The organism is Bradyrhizobium sp. BRP22 (assembly GCF_020194175.1).
GTDB lineage: Bacteria > Pseudomonadota > Alphaproteobacteria > Rhizobiales > Xanthobacteraceae > Bradyrhizobium.
Genome location: NZ_JADYVX010000015.1, coordinates 100,310 through 119,156, shown reverse-complemented (window position 1 = coordinate 119,156; position 18,847 = coordinate 100,310). Strand labels below are relative to the sequence as shown.

Annotated in this window: 13 protein-coding genes and 1 riboswitch; of the genes, 9 read left to right on the top strand and 4 right to left on the bottom strand. The window is 64.5% G+C overall.

Annotation, left to right across the window (positions count from 1 at the left end):
* Nucleotides 1–79 precede the first annotated feature (79 nt).
* The 3 genes from gcvP to gcvT all read right to left on the bottom strand — a co-directional run bounded on the left by gcvP (nt 80) and on the right by gcvT (nt 4,666).
* Complete coding sequence (gene gcvP, locus I6F35_RS20040; protein WP_225119392.1) at nt 80–2,965, bottom strand: aminomethyl-transferring glycine dehydrogenase; 2,886 nt, start codon at nt 2,963–2,965, stop codon at nt 80–82.
* Nucleotides 2,966–3,142: 177 nt separating this feature from the next.
* Nucleotides 3,143–3,508 carry a glycine cleavage system protein GcvH gene (gene gcvH / locus I6F35_RS20035; protein ID WP_225119391.1) on the bottom strand — a complete coding sequence of 122 codons (366 nt, stop codon included), beginning with the start codon at nt 3,506–3,508 and terminating at the stop codon, nt 3,143–3,145.
* Nucleotides 3,509–3,520: 12 nt separating this feature from the next.
* Nucleotides 3,521–4,666, bottom strand: coding sequence for a glycine cleavage system aminomethyltransferase GcvT (gcvT, locus tag I6F35_RS20030; RefSeq protein ID WP_225119390.1), 1,146 nt, complete (start codon nt 4,664–4,666; stop codon nt 3,521–3,523).
* 136 nt (nt 4,667–4,802) lie between these two features.
* Nucleotides 4,803–4,890, bottom strand: a riboswitch (glycine riboswitch).
* Nucleotides 4,891–5,093: 203 nt separating this feature from the next.
* On the opposite strand from gcvT, the gene alaS reads away from it, so the two are divergent.
* The 9 genes from alaS (at nt 5,094) to I6F35_RS19985 (ending at nt 17,196) form a co-directional block, all read left to right on the top strand.
* Nucleotides 5,094–7,766, top strand: coding sequence for an alanine--tRNA ligase (alaS, locus tag I6F35_RS20025; RefSeq protein ID WP_225119389.1), 2,673 nt, complete (start codon nt 5,094–5,096; stop codon nt 7,764–7,766).
* A gap of 108 nt (nt 7,767–7,874) precedes the next feature.
* A complete protein-coding gene (locus tag I6F35_RS20020; RefSeq protein WP_225119388.1) occupies nt 7,875–9,134 on the top strand; it encodes a cyclic nucleotide-gated ion channel in 1,260 nt (419 codons plus the stop codon).
* A gap of 355 nt (nt 9,135–9,489) precedes the next feature.
* On the top strand, nt 9,490–9,738 hold the full coding sequence (locus tag I6F35_RS20015) for a DUF2933 domain-containing protein (protein WP_225119387.1): 249 nt from the start codon (nt 9,490–9,492) through the stop codon (nt 9,736–9,738).
* The gene (locus tag I6F35_RS20010; RefSeq protein ID WP_225119386.1) at nt 9,738–10,412 is read left to right on the top strand and encodes an isoprenylcysteine carboxylmethyltransferase family protein; all 675 of its coding nucleotides are present in this window, start codon (nt 9,738–9,740) and stop codon (nt 10,410–10,412) included. Before I6F35_RS20015 ends, I6F35_RS20010 begins: the two co-directional genes overlap by 1 nt.
* The gene (locus tag I6F35_RS20005; protein WP_225119385.1) at nt 10,405–10,881 is read left to right on the top strand and encodes a hypothetical protein; all 477 of its coding nucleotides are present in this window, start codon (nt 10,405–10,407) and stop codon (nt 10,879–10,881) included. The genes I6F35_RS20010 and I6F35_RS20005 overlap by 8 nt, the downstream gene beginning before the upstream one ends.
* A gap of 52 nt (nt 10,882–10,933) precedes the next feature.
* Nucleotides 10,934–11,641, top strand: a complete 708-nt coding sequence (locus tag I6F35_RS20000) for an ABC transporter ATP-binding protein (RefSeq protein WP_225119384.1) — start codon at nt 10,934–10,936, stop codon at nt 11,639–11,641.
* A 3-nt stretch (nt 11,642–11,644) separates the two neighbouring features.
* The gene (locus I6F35_RS19995; protein WP_225119383.1) at nt 11,645–14,008 is read left to right on the top strand and encodes an ABC transporter permease; all 2,364 of its coding nucleotides are present in this window, start codon (nt 11,645–11,647) and stop codon (nt 14,006–14,008) included.
* 3 nt (nt 14,009–14,011) lie between these two features.
* Nucleotides 14,012–15,250, top strand: a complete 1,239-nt coding sequence (locus I6F35_RS19990) for an efflux RND transporter periplasmic adaptor subunit (RefSeq protein ID WP_225119382.1) — start codon at nt 14,012–14,014, stop codon at nt 15,248–15,250.
* Nucleotides 15,251–15,654: 404 nt separating this feature from the next.
* Nucleotides 15,655–17,196, top strand: a complete 1,542-nt coding sequence (locus I6F35_RS19985) for a L,D-transpeptidase (protein ID WP_225119381.1) — start codon at nt 15,655–15,657, stop codon at nt 17,194–17,196.
* A gap of 112 nt (nt 17,197–17,308) precedes the next feature.
* Here I6F35_RS19985 and I6F35_RS19980 read toward each other — a convergent pair whose 3' ends face one another.
* Nucleotides 17,309–18,424 (bottom strand): NADH:flavin oxidoreductase/NADH oxidase, encoded by a 1,116-nt coding sequence (locus I6F35_RS19980; RefSeq protein WP_249792635.1) that lies wholly within the window; start codon nt 18,422–18,424, stop codon nt 17,309–17,311.
* Nucleotides 18,425–18,847: the final 423 nt, after the last annotated feature.

Here is an 18,847-nt window from a genome sequence, read left to right as displayed (position 1 = left end):
TACGATCTCGTGCGTATGGACCTCGCTGCGCGACGGAAATGCGGATGCGCGCTTTTGTACACCCCGTGACCGCGTCACGTCACTCCGCGGCTTGCGCGTAATCGCTCACCGGCGGGCAGGAGCACACCAGGTTGCGGTCGCCGTAGGCGTTGTCGACGCGGCCGACCGGGCTCCAGTATTTGTCTGACCGCGAGACGCCGTTGGGGAAGCAGCCCTCGGTGCGGCTGTAGGCGCGATTCCATCCGTCATCGGCGATGTCGTGCACGGTGTGCGGCGCGTTGCGGAGTGGCGAGGCTTCGACCTTGAAGCGGCCGCTTTCGATCGCGGCGATCTCCTGGCGGATCGCGATCATGGCATCACAAAAACGGTCCAGCTCGGCCTTGGATTCCGATTCCGTCGGCTCGATCATCAGCGTGCCCGGCACCGGGAAGCTCATGGTCGGCGCGTGGAAGCCGTAGTCGATCAGGCGCTTTGCGATGTCGTCGACGGTGACGCCGGCCGAGGTCTTTAGCGGCCGCGGATCGACGATGCATTCATGCGCGACGCGGCCCTTGGCATTGCGGTACAGCACCGGGAAATGCGGGTTAAGGCGCGCCGCGATGTAGTTGGCATTGAGGATCGCGATCTCGGTGGCGCGCGTCAGGCCTTCGCCGCCCATCATCAGGATGTAGATGTAGGAGATGGTCAGGATCGACGCCGAGCCGAACGGCGCCGCCGACACCGGCCCGACCGGGTGCGGCGTGTCGCCGTCCGTCGCGGGATGGCCGGGCAGATAAGGCGCCAGATGCGCGCGCACGCCGATCGGGCCCATGCCTGGGCCGCCGCCGCCATGCGGGATGCAGAACGTCTTGTGCAGATTGAGATGGCTGACATCGGCGCCATAGTCGCCCGGCCGCGACAGCCCGACCTGCGCATTCATGTTGGCGCCGTCGAGATAGACCTGTCCGCCATGCTGATGCACGATGTCGCAGATCTCGCTGATGTGCTCCTCGAACACGCCATGCGTCGAGGGATAGGTGATCATCACGGCTGCGAGATTTGCCGAATGCTTCTCCGCCTTGGCGCGGAGATCATTGACATCGACGTCGCCGCGCGCGTCGCAGGCGACCACCACGACCTCCATGCCCACCATCGCGGCCGACGCCGGATTGGTACCGTGGGCGGAGGAGGGGATCAGGCAGATCCTGCGATGGTCCTCGCCGCGCGCGGCGTGATAGCCGCGGATCGCGAGCAGGCCGGCATATTCACCCTGCGCGCCCGAATTCGGCTGCAGCGACACCGCGTCATAGCCGGTGATGTCGCAGAGCCACTTTTCCAATCGCGCGAACAGCGCGTGATAACCCTTGGCCTGATCGGCCGGCGCGAACGGATGCAGGCTGCCGAAGGCGGGCCAGGTCAGCGGCACCATCTCCGTGGTCGCGTTCAGCTTCATGGTGCAGGAGCCGAGCGGGATCATCGCGCGGTCGAGCGCGAGGTCGCGATCACTGAGCTTGCGCATATACCGCAACAGTTCGGTCTCGGAGCGGTGCGCATGGAACACGGGATGGGTGAGGAACGCGGTGGTGCGCTTCAATTCCGTCGGCAGCGCCTCGCGCGCGCCGGTCTCGACGTCGGCGTAAGCGAGCTTGCCGCCGAATGCGCGCCACACCGCCTCGACGACCTCCGATGTCGTGGTCTCGTCGACGGCGATGCCGAGCGTGCCTTGATCGATCCCCTGGCCGACGCGCAGATTGATCTTCTCCGCGAGCGCACGAGCCACGATCTCGTTCTGCTTTGCGCCGACCTCCACGGTCAGCGTGTCGAAGAACGCCTCGCTCTTGGGCGCAAAGCCGAGCCTGCGCAATCCCGCCGCCAGCACGGCGGCGCGGCGATGCACATTGCGCGCGATATGAGTGAGGCCTTCGGGGCCGTGATAGACCGCATACATCGAGGCGATCACGGCGAGCAGCACCTGCGCGGTGCAGATGTTGGAGGTCGCCTTCTCGCGTCGGATATGCTGCTCGCGGGTCTGCAGCGCCAGGCGGTAGGCGGGCATCCCGCGCGTATCCACGGATAGCCCGACGATGCGGCCGGGCAGCGAGCGCTTCAGCGCATCGCGCACCGCCATGTAGGCGGCATGCGGGCCGCCATAGCCCATCGGCACGCCGAAGCGCTGCGCCGAGCCGATCGCGATGTCGGCGCCGAGTTCGCCCGGCGAAGCAAGCAGCGTCAGTGCCAAGAGGTCGGCGGCGACGATCGCGAGCGCGCCCTTGGCCCGCAGCGCGGCAATCGCAGGCCGCAGGTCGCGCACCGCGCCCGACGTAGCAGGATATTGCAGGACGGCGCCGAGCACATCGGCCTGGTCGAGGTCGGTAAGCGGATTGCCGACGATCAGGCTCCAGCCCAGCGGCTCGGCGCGGGTGCGCAGCACCGCCAGCGTCTGCGGATGGACTTCGTGATCGACGAAGAATGCTTTCGCCTTCACCTGCGAGTGCCGCTCCGCGAGCGCCATCGCTTCGGCCGCCGCAGTCGCCTCGTCGAGCAGCGAGGCGTTGGCGACGTCGAGCCCGGTGAGGTCGCAGATCATGGTCTGGAAGTTGAACAGCGCCTCCAGCCGGCCCTGGCTGATCTCGGGCTGGTAGGGCGTGTAGGCCGTGTACCAGGCCGGATTTTCCAGGATGTTGCGCTGGATCACCGCCGGCAGGATCGTGCCGGAATAGCCTTGGCCGATCAGCGAGGTGAACACCTGGTTTTGCGCGGCGAGCTCGTTCATGTGGCCCAGCGCCTCGGTCTCGCTCAGCGCGCGGCCGAGATCGAGCGGCGCCTTTTGCCGGATCGATGAGGGCAGCGTCTCGCCCATCAGCGCGGCAAGGCTTTTCGCGCCGACCGTCTCCAGCATCGCGTCGACGTCGCGCGGGGAGGGGCCGATGTGGCGGCGCACGAAGGTGGCGGCAGCTTCACTGGTCGGTTTGAACGGCGCGTTCATGGGCTGATCCTCATTATTCCCCGTCATGCCCCGCATTCCCCGTCATGCCCCGCGAAGGCGGGGCATCCAGCAATCACTGACGTCAGTGGTTGAACCGAGACGTCACGGCGTACTGGATCGTCCGCTTTCGCGGACGATGACGGAGTGTGTGCGGTTGCAGCGAGCCTCATCATCATTTCAGGCGGTGTGGGCTTTGTAGGCGGCTTCGTCCATCAGGCCGCCGAGTTCGCTCTTGTCGGCGATCTTGATCTTGAAGAACCAGGCCTTGCCGGCGGCGTCCGAGTTCACCAGCGCGGGCTCGGCCGTGAGCGCATCATTGACCTCGAGCACTTCGCCCGAGATCGGCGCATAGACATCGGAGGCCGCCTTCACGGATTCGACGACGGCGGCGGCTTCCGCCTTCTTCAGCGTGCGCCCGACCTTCGGCAGTTCGACGAACACGACGTCGCCAAGCTGCTGCTGCGCGTAGTCGGTGATGCCGATGGTGGCGACATCGCCTTCGATGCGGAGCCATTCGTGGTCGGACGTGTAGAGCGTCGTCATCAAAAGTGTCCTCTAGCGTTTATAGGTGTTGGGAACGAAAGGCGTCGCAGCGACCGCAAGCGGCAGGCGCTGGCCGCGCACCTCCGCAAAAACCGTGGTGCCGATGCCGGCGAGCGAAATGGGCAGATAGCCCATCGCGACCGGCGCATTGAGGCTCGGGCCAAAGCCGCCGGACGTGACCTTGCCGATCGCCTCACCCGAGGCGCTATCTGCAAACAGCGGCGCGCCCTCGCGCACCGGCGCGCGTCCCTGCGCCTTCAGGCCGACGCGGCGGCGCGGCGCGCCATGCTCGAACTGATCGAGGATCTTGTCCGCGCCCGGAAAGCCGGCAGGCCGCGCACCGCCCTTGCGGCGGCTTTTCTGTACCGACCATTCGAGCGCGGCTTCGACCGGTGTCGTCGTGGTGTCGATGTCATGGCCGTAGAGGCAGAGCCCGGCCTCCAGCCGCAGGCTGTCGCGCGCGCCGAGCCCGATTGGCAGCACGCCCGGATCGTCGAGCAGCCGCGTCACCAGCGCTTCGGCCTGCGCCGCGGGAACGGAGATCTCGAACCCGTCCTCGCCGGTGTAGCCGGAGCGGGAGACGAAGCAGTCGAAATCGCCGACGCGGCGCGGGCCAGCATCCATGAACTTCATCGATGCCGCGTCTGCACAAAATTTCGCCAGCGCCGTCTCGGCCTTCGGCCCCTGCAGCGCGATCAGCGCGCGGTCCGCCAGCGAATCGATCTCGCAGGCGTCGGACAAATGCTTTCGCAAGTGCGCCTCGTCCTCGGCCTTGCAGGCGGCATTCACCACCAGGAACAGGTGATCGCCGAAATTCGCCACCATGAGGTCGTCGAGGATGCCGCCCTCGTCGTTGGTGAACTGGGCGTAGCGCTGCCGTCCCGGCGCGATGCCAAGGATGTCCTGCGGCACCAGCCGTTCCAGCGCCAGCGCCGCGTCCGACACCTTGCCGGATTTCGGCCGCAGCGCGAGCTGGCCCATGTGGGAGACGTCGAACAGCCCGGCCGACGCGCGCGTATGAAGGTGTTCCTTCAGGACCCCCGCCGGATATTGCACAGGCATCTCGTAGCCCGCGAACGGCACCATCTTGCCCCCGCGGGCAAGGTGCAGCGCATGGAGGGGAGTGCGTTTGAGCTCGGATACGTCTCGCGCAAGCATTGCAGGGCCCTCGCGGTTCCCTCGGGGACCATCCCCCTGGAAACCCAAAAGCCCCATCTGTCGCTTTGCCTGAGAGTATTATCCCGTCGGCGGGCGCGGGCGGCTTGAAGCCTCACACGCCTCTTTCCAGATGTCAGTGGTCACGCGGTCCTTTTGCCTGAGAGTTTCCGGGGCGGTTGCTCCTTCGGCGCCGGCTCAAGGCCGGTCTCTCCCGACGTGACTGATAACAGATAGGAGGGAAACACGGCGCGGCCAAGGCTGTCAACGCGGCCGCGGCAACTATCAACGGCACTTTACGCGACCGCGGCAAGCCTATGATGTGCCTGCACAGTTTCTGGACACCGCCGTGCGCCTTGTCTAAAAGCGTTCGGCCGGAAGATTAACCCTTTTGTGGCGGTTTCCGGGCCCTTTTTCCGGTTGGATGGCTATGAGCAGCGTCAACGACATCAGGTCGACCTTTCTGAATTTCTTCGCCGCGAACGGCCACGAGATCGTGCCGTCCTCGCCGCTGGTTCCGCGCAACGACCCGACCTTGATGTTCACCAATGCCGGCATGGTGCAGTTCAAGAACGTCTTCACCGGGGTCGAGAAGCGGCCGTATCAGCGCGCCACCACCTCGCAGAAATGCGTGCGCGCCGGCGGCAAGCACAACGACCTCGACAATGTCGGCTACACCGCGCGCCATCACACCTTCTTCGAGATGCTCGGCAACTTCTCGTTCGGCGACTACTTCAAGGATCGCGCGATCGAGCTGGCCTGGAACCTGGTCACCAAGGAATTCGGCCTGCCCAAGGACAGGCTGACGGCGACCGTCTATATCGACGACGACGAGGCCTTCGATCTCTGGAAGAAGATCGCAGGCCTGCCGGAGTCGCGCATCATCCGCATCGCCGGGGCTGACAATTTCTGGCAGATGGGCGACACCGGCCCCTGCGGTCCGTGCTCGGAGATCTTCTACGACCATGGCGACAAGATCTGGGGCGGCCCGCCCGGCTCGGCCGAGCAGGACGGCGACCGTTTCATCGAGATCTGGAATCTCGTGTTCATGCAGTTCGAGCAGCTCGAGGGCGGCGCGCGCAATCCGCTGCCGAGGCCCTCGATCGACACCGGCGCCGGGCTGGAGCGCGTCGCCGCCGTGCTGCAGGGAGTCCACGACAATTACGACATCGACCTGTTCGTCTCGCTGATCCGGGCGATCGCCGACCTCACCGGCGCCAATCCCAAGGGCGAGCAGAAGGCCTCGCTGCGCGTGATCGCCGATCATCTGCGCGCCTCCTCGTTCCTGATCGCCGATGGCGTGCTGCCCTCCAATGAAGGTCGCGGTTACGTGCTGCGCCGCATCATGCGCCGCGCGATGCGCCATGCGCAGCTCCTCGGCGCGCGCGAGCCGTTGATGCATCGCCTGGTCTGGGCGCTGGTGCGCGAGATGGGCCAGGCCTATCCGGAACTGGTGCGCGCTGAGAAACTGATTGAAGAGACGCTGCGGCTGGAAGAGACTCGCTTCCGCAAGACCTTGGAGCGCGGTCTTGCCATTCTGGACGAGAAGAGCGCGGGCCTGAAGAAGGGCGACATGTTCGACGGCGACACCGCCTTCACGCTCTACGACACCTATGGTTTCCCGCTCGACCTCACCCAGGACGCGCTGAAGTCGCGCGGCATCAGCGTGGACCAGGCGTCGTTCACCGACGCGATGGAGCGGCAGCGCGACAAGGCGCGCGCGGCCTGGGCGGGAAGCGGCGAGGCCGCGACCGAGAGCATATGGTTCCCGCTGCGCGAGAAGCTCGGCGCGACCGAATTCCTCGGCTATGAGACCGAGCGTGCCGAGGGGGTGGTCGCTGCGCTGGTGAAGGACGGCCACGAGGTCGACGGCCTCAAGGTCGGCGAGAGCGGCGCTGTCGTTCTCAACCAGACGCCCTTCTACGCGGAGTCCGGCGGCCAGGTCGGCGACACCGGTGTCTTGACCGGCGAGGGCGTCACCTTCCGCGTCAACGACACCCAGAAGAAGGCCGGCGATCTCTTCGTCCACATCGGCACGGTGGAGCAGGGCACGCTGAAGGCGGGCGCTGCGCTGCAGCTCGACGTCGATCACGCCAGGCGTTCGGCGATCCGGCGCAACCACTCGGCGACGCACCTGATCCATGAGGCGCTGCGGCAGGTGCTCGGCGATCACATCGCCCAGCGCGGCTCGCTGGTCGCGCCCGATCGGCTGCGCTTCGACTTCGTGCATCCGAAGCCGATCACGGCCGAGGAACTCGCCCGGATCGAGGACATCGCCAACGACGTCGTGCTCGAGAATGACGAGGTCACCACCCGCATCATGGCAGTGGACGACGCCCGCGAAGCCGGCGCCCGCGCCTTGTTCGGCGAAAAGTATGGCGACGAGGTCCGCGTGGTTTCGATGGGCAAGGGCCCGCGCGAGCAGGGCCAGAATGCGCTCGGCTGGTCGGTCGAATTGTGCGGCGGCACCCATGTGCGGCGCACCGGCGACATCGGCCTGATCTCGGTGACCAACGAAAGCGCTGTCGCCTCCGGCGTCCGCCGCATCGAGGCGCTCACGGGCAGCTATGCCCGCAAGCACGCCAACGACACCATCGCGCTCGCCAAGGCCGCGGCGCAGGAGCTGAGGACGTCGATCGACGACGTGCCGGCGCGCATCGCTTCGCTGATGGAAGAGCGCAAGAAGCTCGAGCGCGACCTGTCGGATGCGCGCAAGAAGCTCGCGATGGGCGGCGGCGCCGCCTCGAACGGCGGGGGCGCGGGCGTCCGCGAGGTCGGCAACGTCAGGCTGCTGGCGCGCGCCGTCGAGGGCGTCGAGACCAAGGACCTGAAGAGCCTGGTCGATGACGGCAAGAAGCAGATCGGCTCCGGCGTGGTCGCGATCGTCGGCGTCACCGAGGACGGCAAGGCCGGCATCGTGGTCGGCGTCACCGCTGATCTGACCTCGCGCTTCAACGCCGTCGACCTGGTGCGCAAGGGATCGGAGGCGCTCGGCGGCAAGGGCGGCGGCGGCCGGCCCGACATGGCGCAGGCTGGAGGGCCTGACGGCGCCAAGGCCAATGCGGCGCTGTCGGCAATCGAACAAGCGCTCGCTGGCGTGTAGAAGCATGGTCCGGAAAAGTGGAAACCGGTTTTCCGAGGAGATCATGCTCAAACAGAGAGATGAGATCGTGATGCGATTCCGTCTGACCGCATCACGATCTAATTGACCATGCCGGGCAAGCGCGAGACCGGTGCCCCTGAGTTGCGGGACCGGCTCTACGAGCTGCTCGAGCACGACCATCTGCCGTATACGCGCGGCGCGCGCCTGGTCCGGGTGCTCGTTCTCATCATCGGGATCGACGTGGTGGCGGCGGTCCTGGCGTCGGTGCCGGAGCTCGACGCCAGGTTTGGGGCGTTGTTCACGTCCATCGAGATCGCCGCAATCATTGTCTTCGCGGTGGAATACGCGGTGCGGATCTGGAGCGCGGCCGGTCACTCCCTGCACGCCACGACCGCCGCACGGGCGCGGCTCGAATATGTGTTCTCGAGCTTCGGCATCATCGACTTCATCGCCTTCGTGCCATCGGCGATCGCGCTGATGCTGGGCGACAAGACCGCGGTGGTGCTATCGGGCATGCTGCCGTTCCTGAAGCTGGTGCGCTATTCGCCGGCGATGCGCTCGCTGCTGGCGGCGCTGCATGCGGAGCGGCGCACGCTGGTCGGCTGCGTCGTGATCCTGACCGGCGCGGTGCTGGTGTTCGCTTCGCTGCTCTATGCGATCGAGCACGATGTCCAGCCGGACAAGTTCGGCACCATCCCGAGCGCGATGTGGTGGGCAATCGTCACGCTCGGCACCGTCGGCTATGGCGACGTGATTCCGGTGACGCCGCTCGGCAAGATCGTCACGGTGTTCGCGATCGTGGTCGGCTTCGCCATGATCGCGCTGCCGGTCGCGATCGTCTCGACCGCTTTCGCCGACGAGGTACGCCGGCGCGACTTCGTCGTCACCTGGGGCATGCTGGCCCGGGTGCCGCTGTTCTCGCGTCTTCGCGCCGCCGAAATCGCCGACATCATGCGGCTGTTGCGCGCGCAGACCATCGAGCAGGGCGAGGTGCTGGTCCGCCGCGGCGAAGTCGCCTCCTCGATGTATTTCATCACCGCAGGCGAGGTGGAGATCGAGTTGCCGAACCAGCGGGTCAGGCTGTCCGACGGCACCTTCTTCGGCGAGATCGCCCTGCTCAAGCGCACCAATCGCTCCGGCACCGTGACGGCGATGCGCAAGACCCGGCTGCTCGCGCTCGACGCCCAGGATTTTCACGCCCTGCTCGAACGCCTGCCGGCCCTCGCGACGCATGTGAAGCAGACCGCGGAGGCGCGCATCGCCGACACGGTGGAGATCAGCAGGGGCGATATCGCCGCCGCCGAGATCGCACAGGCGGAGGCGGCTGAAACCGGCGGCAGAAACGACGATCAGGCCGTGAACCCGTGAATGACCATGGCCGCTGAGCCTCAAACAGCGGGCTAAGGGTAGACATCCCGGCGCCTCGTACCCGCGCGATCAAGGCAGCCCTTGCCGCTCTTGTCGGCATCCTATCTGACGAGCGGAAGCCCGCCGAAGAGCTTCTCGCCTCGCATCTGGGCATGATGCCCCTGGTGGCGGGAATGCAGAGCGGTCAGACGATGGGAATGGGGTGGATGAAGGAGGCAAAGCCGGCGCGGCGAGGCGCGAGCGTCGATCGCCTGGCGGCCTGCTCGTCGGGCGCCGGCGGATGCTGTTCCATTGACCTGCGTCAACATTGTCCCGTCGAGCCGCTCTAGCATTTGCTTCGGTTTGGGAGCTGTCCATGTCGATGCAGGATTACGTCGGGCATCGGGAACCAGCGCGGCCAAGGCCGTCGATGAGGGCGCGCGCCGGCATCGTGCTTCTCGCCTTTCTGGTCATGGCCTTCGCATTGCTGCTCACCGAGCATCGGGCCCATGTGCTGGGTCTTCTGGTCTGGCTGCCGCTGCTCGCCTGCCCGCTAATGCACCTCTTCATGCATCACGGCGGTCACGGTGGCCATGGTCAGCCGGACGACCAAAGGAGCGTGTGATGCACGATGCCGCGCCTTCCTACGGGCTCTGGAGCCTGGTGATCGTCAACTCGGCCGTCTTCATCCTCTTTGCATACAGCTTCTTCAAGCCGCAGACCACGCGCGATTGGCGCTCATTTTCCGCCTTCAGCGCGTTTCTCGTGGCACTGTTCGTTGAGATGTACGGCTTTCCGCTGACCATCTATCTTCTCTCGGGCTGGCTGCAGTCGCGCTACCCCAATGTCGACTGGTTCTCGCATGATGCCGGCCACCTTCTGGAGATGCTGTTCGGCTGGAAGGCCAATCCGCATGCCGGACCGTTCCACGTCCTGAGCTTCATCTTCATCGGTGCCGGCTTCTTGCTGATCGCTGCGGCCTGGAAAATCCTCTATCACGCACAGCAGACACGCAGGCTCGCGACGACCGGGCCCTACAGCTATGTGCGCCATCCGCAATATGTCGGCTTCATCCTGGTGATGTTTGGCTTTCTGTTGCAATGGCCCACGATCCTGACCTTGGCGATGTTTCCGGTGCTGACCGTGATGTATGTGCGGCTGGCGCGACGCGAGGAACAGGATGCGCGATCCGCCTTCGGCGATGCCTATGCGCGATATGCGGCCGACGTACCCGGCTTTATTCCAAAGCTGAGCCGGCTGCTCGGCAAGGCGCCCACTGGAGGTTACCGCCATGGCTAGCAAGCGTGCTTTGGCCGCCTGTCTCCTTGCGTTTAGCTTTCCCCTGATAGGTCCAGCCGTCACAGCCATTGCTGCGGAGACCGAGCTATCGAAAACGGCTGCCGGCGTGACGGTGTATCTCGGCCTCGTTCCGGCCGAGATCGTCAAGGGGCTTCCCGCAGGCAGCACCACGGAGCAGCCGATGCACGGCGGCCTTCCGAAGGGACCGCACGAATATCATCTTGTTGCGGCCGTGTTCGATGCCGCGAGTGGCGCCCGCGTTTCAGACGCCGTCGTAACTGCGGAAGTAGCGGGCCTCGGGTTGTCAGGCAGCAAGAGGAAGCTGGAACCGATGCAGATCGTGGGCACGACGTCCTACGGCGGCTTCGTCGATCTACCCGGGTTTGATCTCTACACCGTGAAGCTGACGATCGAGCGAAGCGGCGCAGCTCCAGCCGTGCTGCAATTCAAATACGACCATCGCCGGTAGCAACTGGACATGCACGCTTCGCCGGGCCCGGCGGCACAGAAAGCGGCAAACCATGACGCAGCCGATCTTCACAGCCTCGGCCCTGACCAAGACCTACGTCACCGGCGAGGTCGAGGTTCGTGCGCTCAATAATGTCGACCTTGAGATCGCAGAGCAGGAAGTGGCGGTGCTGCTCGGCCCTTCCGGCAGCGGCAAGACGACGCTGCTCAACATCATGGGCGGGCTCGATCACCCGACGAGCGGCAGGCTGTTCTTTCGCAACCTGGAGCTCACCCGCCTCAATGATCGCGGCCTGACCAGTTACCGGCGACAGCATGTCGGCTTCGTCTTTCAATTCTACAACCTTGTGCCGAGCCTGACAGCTTACGAGAACGTCGCGCTGGTGACGGAGATTGCGAGCGACCCGATGCGCCCGGATGAAGCGCTTGCGCTGGTGGGATTGCAGGAGCGCATGCATCACTTCCCGGCGCAATTGTCCGGCGGCGAGCAGCAGAGGGTCGCGATTGCGCGCGCGATCGCGAAGCGTCCGGCGGTGCTGCTCTGCGACGAGCCGACCGGCGCGCTCGACTCCAAGACCGGCATTCGCGTGATAGACGCCCTGCTCGGCGTCAATCGCCAGCTTGGGACCACGACGCTCATCATCACCCACAATGCCGGCATCCAGCAGGTCGCCGATCGCGTGTTGTTCTTTGCCGACGGGGGAATTTCAAGGATTCAGGAGAACGAGAGGCGCCGCGATGCGGCAGAGTTGAGCTGGTGAGACATGTCTGCACTCAATACTAAGCTTTTGCGAGACGTTCGCCGGCTGTGGGCGCAGTCGCTCGCCATCGCCTTCGTCGTGGCGGGAGGCGTCGCATCGCTGGTGATGGCGGTCGGTTCCTTGAATTCGCTCGAGGAAACGCGCATTGCCTACTATGAAAGGCTGCAGTTTGCCGACGTCTTCGCCCTGGCGAGGCGCGCCCCCAAGAATTTGCTGACTGAGATCGCCGAAATTCCGGGCGTTGCCTCCGCCGAAGGCCGCATCGCCAAGCTGGCGTTGCTTGATGTTCCCCAATTCGCCGCGCCAGCTACTGGCGAGTTCATCTCCTTGCCTGACGGCGGCCAGCCGCGCCTCAACCAGCTCTACCTGCGCAGCGGACGCCTGCCTCAGCCCACGAGCGAGCATGAGGTGGTGGTAACGGACGGCTTTGCCAAGGCCCACAGCTTCCAGCCGGGATCGCACTTCTCGGCAATTCTCAACGGACGCAAGCGCGATCTTGTGATCGTCGGCACGGCCTTGACCCCTGAATTCATCTATGCCCTGGGCCCGGGCGATCGGGTGCCCGATGATAGCCGTTTCGCCATAGTGTGGATGGCCGAAAAAGCTCTCGCCGCCGCCTACGATCTTGACGGTGCCTTTTCGTCAGTCGCCCTAAAGCTCCTACCCAATGCCTCAGAACCGGAGGTCATTAAGCGTCTCGACGCCTTGCTGGACCGTTATGGTGGCCAAGCCGCTTACGGCAGGCGGGATCAGTTCTCGGATGCATATATCAAGCACGGGATGGAAATGCTCCGGAACATGAGCCGGACCCTGCCGCCGATCTTTCTTCTCGTGGCGGCCTTTCTGATCAACCTGACCCTGACTCGTATTGTCGCCCTCGAGCGCGAGCAGATTGGTCTCTTCAAAGCGCTTGGCTATTCCAATCGCACCATCGGCCTGCACTACATCAAGTTCGTGGTCGTCATTGTGGCAATCGGCATTGTCGTGGGTACCGCCGCCGGCACTTGGCTCGGAGCCTACGTCACAAAGCTTTATCGCGATATCGTCCACTTCCCGTTCCTGATTTTTGCCGCTACGCCCGGCATCTACGTCATTGCTGGCGCCCTGAGTCTCGCTGCCGGCGTTGTAGGCGCGATCCGTGCACTGCGCAGCATCGTCGCCCTCCCGCCCGCAGTAGCGATGAAGCCACCGGCGCCGCCACGTTACCGTCGTGTCCTACCAGCAGCCTTGTCGGTCCGGCAGATTCTGTCGCAACCCGCCGTTATGATGGTGCGTAACATTTCCGGTCATCCCTTCAGGGCTACGTTCACGGTGGTCGGCCTTTCCCTGTCGACCGGTATCCTCGTCGCGTCGCTGTTTCTAAGCGGCACCATGGAAAACCTGATCGACGTCACATTTTTCATGGCGGGCCGGCAAGATGCCACGGTGAGCTTCGTTGAGCGGCGCAATGCCAACGTCATCTACCAGGTGGCCCGTCTGCCAGGAGTGGTCGCTGTCGAACCGTACCGCGAGGTTCCCGTACGTATCCGTAAGGGTCCCCTCGAACGACGCGTCATGTTGAATGCACGCCCGGCCGATGCTGATCTAAACCGGATCATCGACGTCGACCTGCGCCCGGTGGTGTTGCCGGAAGGCGGGCTGGCGATTTCGAGCTGGCTGGGGGACCTGATCGGCGCCAAAGCCGGTGACGTGGTCGAGATCGACCTGCTCGAAGGGCAGCGCCGCACTGTCTCACTGCCGATCACAGCCCTTGTCGAGGACTACTTTGGCATGCAGGGCATGATGGATGCCGCGATGCTGTCGCGCCTGATGCGCGAGGTGCCGACCGTCAACGCGGTGAATGTGAGCCTCGATATCTCGAGAACGGGCGAATTCTACGACACAATCAAGCGCCTGCCGAGCGTCGCAGGCCTGGCGCTACAACGGCTGTCGCTCGCCAATTTCCGCAAGGAGATGGCGGTGATTGTGACCACCATGGCCACGATCTACACCGGACTTGCGGCACTTATTGCGTTCGGCGTCGTCTACAACAGCGCCCGCATCTCGCTGTCGGAGCGTGCCCGCGAGATCGCCAGTCTGCGGGTCTTGGGCTTTACGCAGGCGGAGGTGTTCCGCATCTTGCTGTTTGAACTGGCGCTGTTGACGCTGCTGGCGCAACCTGCCGGATGGAGCATCGGCTACGCCCTTGCCTGGTTATTGAAGACCAGGATGGCAGCCGATGTCATGAGGACGCGCCTGGTCGTCGACACCCTGACCTATGCTCTGGCGAGCGGCATGGTGATGGCGGCGGCGCTGGCCTCCGCCCTGGCGATATGGCAGCGGCTCGCCCAGCTTGATCTTGTCAGCGTTCTCAAGACAAGGGACTGAGCCATGAGCGCGACCTGGTTGAAGCGGGGGAGTTGGACGGCAGCTTCAGTGGTGGTTGTAGCGGCGGGCTTTTGGCTGGCCTGGCCAGCTCCAGTTGGCGTGGACTTGGCGACCGTGACGCGGGGATCGATGGAGGTCACGGCCGAGGACGACGGTAGGACCCATGTACGGCACATCTATACGGTTTCCGCGCCCGTCGCCGGAAAGGTCTTGAGAATTTCTCATCCTACGGGTGAACGGAGCCCGTCGCTGCATGTCGGTGATGAAGTCATCGCCAACCAAAGCATTGTCGCGCTGATGCAGCCGACGCCGCCTAGCTTCATCGACGTACGATCGCGCGATCAGCTGCAGGCCGAGTTGATCGCGGCCGATGCATCTATCCAGCAGCAGGAAGCGGAAATCCGTCGCCTCGAAGCCGTGCTCGATTTCGCGCGAACTGAGTTCCAACGGGCGCAGGCCCTGTCGCGCACCCAGACCATCTCCGCACAGGCCTATGACAAGGCCAAGTTCGAAGTCGACAGCAATGAAGCCGCGCTTGCGAGTGCCAAGGCGCAACTCGAGATGCGGCGCAGCGCGCGGGCGAGCGCTGCGGCGCGCTTGATCGATCCGGCCACTCTGGCGCCGTCCACGGACAGGGCATGCTGTGTGAAGGTGTTCGCGCCGGCCAGCGGCAAGGTGCTGAAGATCATCCAGGACAGCGAGGCCGCGGTTCTGCCGGGCGCGCCCTTGGTCGATATCGGCAATCCGCTCGATCTCGAGGTCGTGGCGGACCTGCTCTCGACCGATGCCGTCCAGATCAAGGTGGGCGCACCCGTCCGGATCGACGGTTGGGGGGGACCATCCATCAGGGGCAAGGTGGTACGGGTGGACCCCGCCGGTTTCCTGAAGGTCTCGGCGCTCGGTATCGAGGAACAACGGGTCCGCGTGACCATCGACTTCGTGGACCCGCCGGATGTGTGGTCGCAGCTAGGTCACGACTACCGCGTCGTTGTCCACGTCACCACTTGGAGCAGTGCAGACGCCTTGACCATTCCCGTGAGCGCGCTGTTCCGAAAAGGTGATCAGTGGTTCGCTTTTGCCGATGAGAACGGCCGTGCCAGAAGTATTCCAGTCCAAGTCGGGCATCGCAACAATCGGCTGGTGGAAGTGATCTCCGGACTTGCGGCTGGCGATCGGGTCGTCCTGCATCCCAGTGACCGAATTGCTGACGGAACGCGTATAACGCAGCGGGGGGAGCGTTAGGTCTCGCATCGGACGTTGGAGCGAATATCTCGCTTCGTCGGCTCCGGTCAAAAACGGTCACTTTCGGATCGAGCCTTTTATTTAGGCCGTCAAACCATCGCGCAGGAAAAGCCGGTGTTGCTCCGGTTGACCTGTGGTCCTAGAGCATTTTCGGCTCTGATTGAATCAGAACCGAAGCTGTAGATTCTTGTTTTGACGCGTTTTCTTCACGCGAACCGGTCTCCACTTCGCTCGAAAACGCTCTAGCCCTCGTGCTTTTGTTGCACGGGTCCCACGGGTGCAACCGGCACCCGGCTTTCCCAGTCGACACCGGGTCGCTCTAGCCGTATCGGGGTGACTCAAATAAGCTGGTCGCCGATCTTGATGGACGCAGGCGCGGACAGGCATTTCAACCGGGACATGGCATGGTAAGTCGATTGATGACGGCGCAATCCACCGTGGAAACGCGGCGTTGGAGGCGACCCGCCATTGTGACGCTCGTGACGATGACCGCATTGGCGGCGCTGACTGTCGATGCCGCGGCGAGACAGGCGCGCCCCGCGCCGGCCACCGAGGCGACGGCCCCGCGCGATGCAGGCGAGCCGATCATGGCGATCGTGTCGATCAAGACCCAGCAGGTCACTTTTTACGACGCCGAGGGCTGGATCCTGCGCGCGCCGGTGTCGACCGGCACCAAGGGACGCGAGACGCCTGCCGGCGTCTTCGCCGTGGTCGATAAGGAAAAGGACCACCACTCGAACCTCTATGACGATGCCTGGATGCCGAACATGCAGCGCATCACCTGGAACGGCATCGCGCTGCACGGCGGGCCGCTGCCCGGGTATGCGGCCTCGCATGGCTGCGTGAGGATGCCCTACGACTTTGCGGAGAAGTTGTTCGACAAGACGCGGATCGGAATGCGGGTGATCATCTCGCCGAACGACGCGGTTCCGGTCGAGTTTTCCCACCCGGCGCTATTGGCGCCGAACGCGAAGGCCGTCGCAGCCGCTCCGGCGCGTGCCGAGACGCTCGCCCGCGAGGCCGAGGAGGCCGCCAGGGCAGCCGACGAGGCGAGGAAAGCCGCCGCGACAGCGGCGCGCGAGACAGCATCGCTGACGGCGTCGCTGCGCAAGCTGGAGGGGCTCAAGGCCCGCGCCGACGCCGAGCTCGCCTTCGCCGACAAGACGCTCGCCGCCGCAAAGACGGACCAGGCCAAGGCGCGGGCCACGGAGCAGAGGGAGAAGGCCGCCCTTAGGGCTGCGGAGGCGGGGACGCAACTCGACGCCGCCAAGACCGACGCGAAGTCGAAGCCGGCCGCCGCAGCCGCCGCAAAGGACGCCGCCAAAGCGGCCCAGACCAGGAAGGCCGACACCGCCAAGGCGGCGAATGAGGCGAAGCTCGCGCTCGAGCCGGCGTCGGTTTACATCAGCCGCGCGACGCAGAAGCTTTACGTACGGCGCAACACTCACAAGCAGTGGCCCGACGGCGGCGAGGTGTTCGATGCGACCATCGAGGTTCCGGTGACGATCCGCGATCCCGACAAGCCGATCGGCACGCATGTGTTCACGGCAATGGCGCGCAACGACGCCGGCCTGCACTGGACTGCGGTCACGATCGACGACGGGGACGACGCCAAGGACGCGCTCGACCGCATCACCATCCCGCAGGATGTGCTTGATCGCATCGCGCCGACTGCATTGCCGCGGTCCTCGATCATCGTCTCGGACGAGCCGCTCAGCCGCGAGACCAACTATCGCACCGAGTTCGTCGCGGTGCTAAGCAACCAGCCCCAGGGCGGCTTCAAGATGCGCCAGCCTACGATCGTCGATGTCCCCGTTGCGAGCGGCAACGACTGGGGCAACAACGGCTTCGGATTCTTTTTCCAGCCGAACTGGAATTCCCAACCTGGCAATCCGCGTCCGCGCGCCGGCCAGAACTACCAACCGATGCAACCGCGTTGGTGGTAAGACGCGGTCCGCCGAGCGCACGCCGCATGGTCCTCGACGCGTGGTGCGGCACTGCAATTCGCATTCTGGAGTTTGACGAGTTCGCCTGGTCCCACCTTGGCGCCCGAAAACTCTATGATTGATCGGCTCCATGCTCCGGGGAGGAACGTGTCACGCTGCCAGTCGGCGTGGCAAAGCCTTGCATCGTTCTGATCCGCTTCTCGAGCCACCACCCGTACTCCGGGGTCCAGTCCTCGAAGCGGCTGTTGATGCCGAGATCGTGAGACCAGTGATGGGCGATGTTGGGATTGTACTGCGACTGTCGCCCGACCGCGATGAGATCAGCCTGACCATTCTCAAGGATGGCTTCCGCCTGTTGCGCCTCGAGAATGAGACCGACTGCCATCGTGGCGATGTCTGCTTCCTTTCGAACTCTCTCGGCGAACGGGACCTGAAACCCAAGGCTGCGCGTGACCTGCGCCGCCGTTGCGGCCCCTGCAATCCCGCCCGACGAACAGTCGATCACGTCAACCCCGCGCGCCTTCAACTCGTGAGCAAGCGCCACCGTGTCATCCATGTTCCAGCCTTCCTTCGTGCCGTCCACGGATGAGACGCGCACGAACAGCGGCATGGAAGCCGGCATTTCGTGCCGCACGGCCTCGACGACCTCCAGCGGCAGGCGCATGCGTCCGGCGCGGTCGCCGCCATATTCATCGTTGCGCGTATTGGACACCGGCGAGAGAAAAGACGCGAGCAGATAGCCGTGCGCCATGTGGACCTCGATGACATCGAAGCCAGCTTTCACCGCATTGCGCGCGGCGTTGGCCCAGGTGGCGGGCATCGCCCGGCACTCGGCTGTCGTCAGCTGCCGCGGCGCCAGCCAGCCGGCTGCTACGGGCTCGGCTGTCGGCCCCACCGGCTGCCAGACCTTTGCACCCGCCTTGATATTTTCTTCGGTCAGCGGCCCCATGCCCTGCATGGCGGTCTGCGAGGATGACTTCCGTCCGCCATGGGCAAGCTGGATGCCGATCGCCGTGTTCTGGCGCCGCATGAACTCGATCAATGGTTTGAAACTTTCGGCCTGGGCCTCATTCCAGATACCAAGATCATTCTCGTTGATGAGACCGACATCTTCGACGGCTGTCGCCTCGACAAAGACCAGCCCGAAGCCGCCCAGCGCATAGCGTCCGAGATGCACAACGTGGAACGTGCCGCAGGTGTTGCCGGGGGCGCAGCGGTAATGGACCATCGGTGGCACGACGAGCCGGTTCTTCAAGGTAAGGGCCCGAATTGTCAGCGGCTGGAAAAGCCTTGGCCGCGCCGCGCCGCGGGTATCAAATCCAACCGTCACTGCAGTACCTCCCGTTATCGTTGTTTTGCCTATCAAAGCAGCTTATCGCCGCGTACGGAAGTCTTGCGCAAACTGTCGAGACCTCAGTAGCTCATCAGGCCCTATCCGGTTTTCGCTGTTGCCTGCTTCGCTTCGGACGCAACGACGATTTCGACGCTTGGCTGCGACAGAACGACCCGACGGGCAAATCAGGACGAAAGTCTGTCCATCCCTCGCGCAAAAAATATTCCACTTTCGCCGTCGGGCAAATCAGCACTATGACTCCGCACGTCTCACGGCGGATGAGGGGCGGCTCGCGATCGTCACGAACGTTGCGGTGAG

Bases quoted from the DNA above. Each gene is read 5' to 3' on its own strand.
- gcvP (WP_225119392.1), bottom strand. From the start codon at position 2,965: ATGAACGCGCCGTTCAAACCGACCAGTGAAGCTGCCGCCACCTTCGTG.
- gcvH (WP_225119391.1), bottom strand. From the start codon at position 3,508: ATGACGACGCTCTACACGTCCGACCACGAATGGCTCCGCATCGAAGGC.
- gcvT (WP_225119390.1), bottom strand. From the start codon at position 4,666: ATGCTTGCGCGAGACGTATCCGAGCTCAAACGCACTCCCCTCCATGCG.
- alaS (WP_225119389.1), top strand. From the start codon at position 5,094: ATGAGCAGCGTCAACGACATCAGGTCGACCTTTCTGAATTTCTTCGCC.
- I6F35_RS20020 (WP_225119388.1), top strand. From the start codon at position 7,875: ATGCCGGGCAAGCGCGAGACCGGTGCCCCTGAGTTGCGGGACCGGCTC.
- I6F35_RS20015 (WP_225119387.1), top strand. From the start codon at position 9,490: ATGTCGATGCAGGATTACGTCGGGCATCGGGAACCAGCGCGGCCAAGG.
- I6F35_RS20010 (WP_225119386.1), top strand. From the start codon at position 9,738: ATGCACGATGCCGCGCCTTCCTACGGGCTCTGGAGCCTGGTGATCGTC.
- I6F35_RS20005 (WP_225119385.1), top strand. From the start codon at position 10,405: ATGGCTAGCAAGCGTGCTTTGGCCGCCTGTCTCCTTGCGTTTAGCTTT.
- I6F35_RS20000 (WP_225119384.1), top strand. From the start codon at position 10,934: ATGACGCAGCCGATCTTCACAGCCTCGGCCCTGACCAAGACCTACGTC.
- I6F35_RS19995 (WP_225119383.1), top strand. From the start codon at position 11,645: ATGTCTGCACTCAATACTAAGCTTTTGCGAGACGTTCGCCGGCTGTGG.
- I6F35_RS19990 (WP_225119382.1), top strand. From the start codon at position 14,012: ATGAGCGCGACCTGGTTGAAGCGGGGGAGTTGGACGGCAGCTTCAGTG.
- I6F35_RS19985 (WP_225119381.1), top strand. From the start codon at position 15,655: ATGGTAAGTCGATTGATGACGGCGCAATCCACCGTGGAAACGCGGCGT.
- I6F35_RS19980 (WP_249792635.1), bottom strand. From the start codon at position 18,424: ATGGTCCATTACCGCTGCGCCCCCGGCAACACCTGCGGCACGTTCCAC.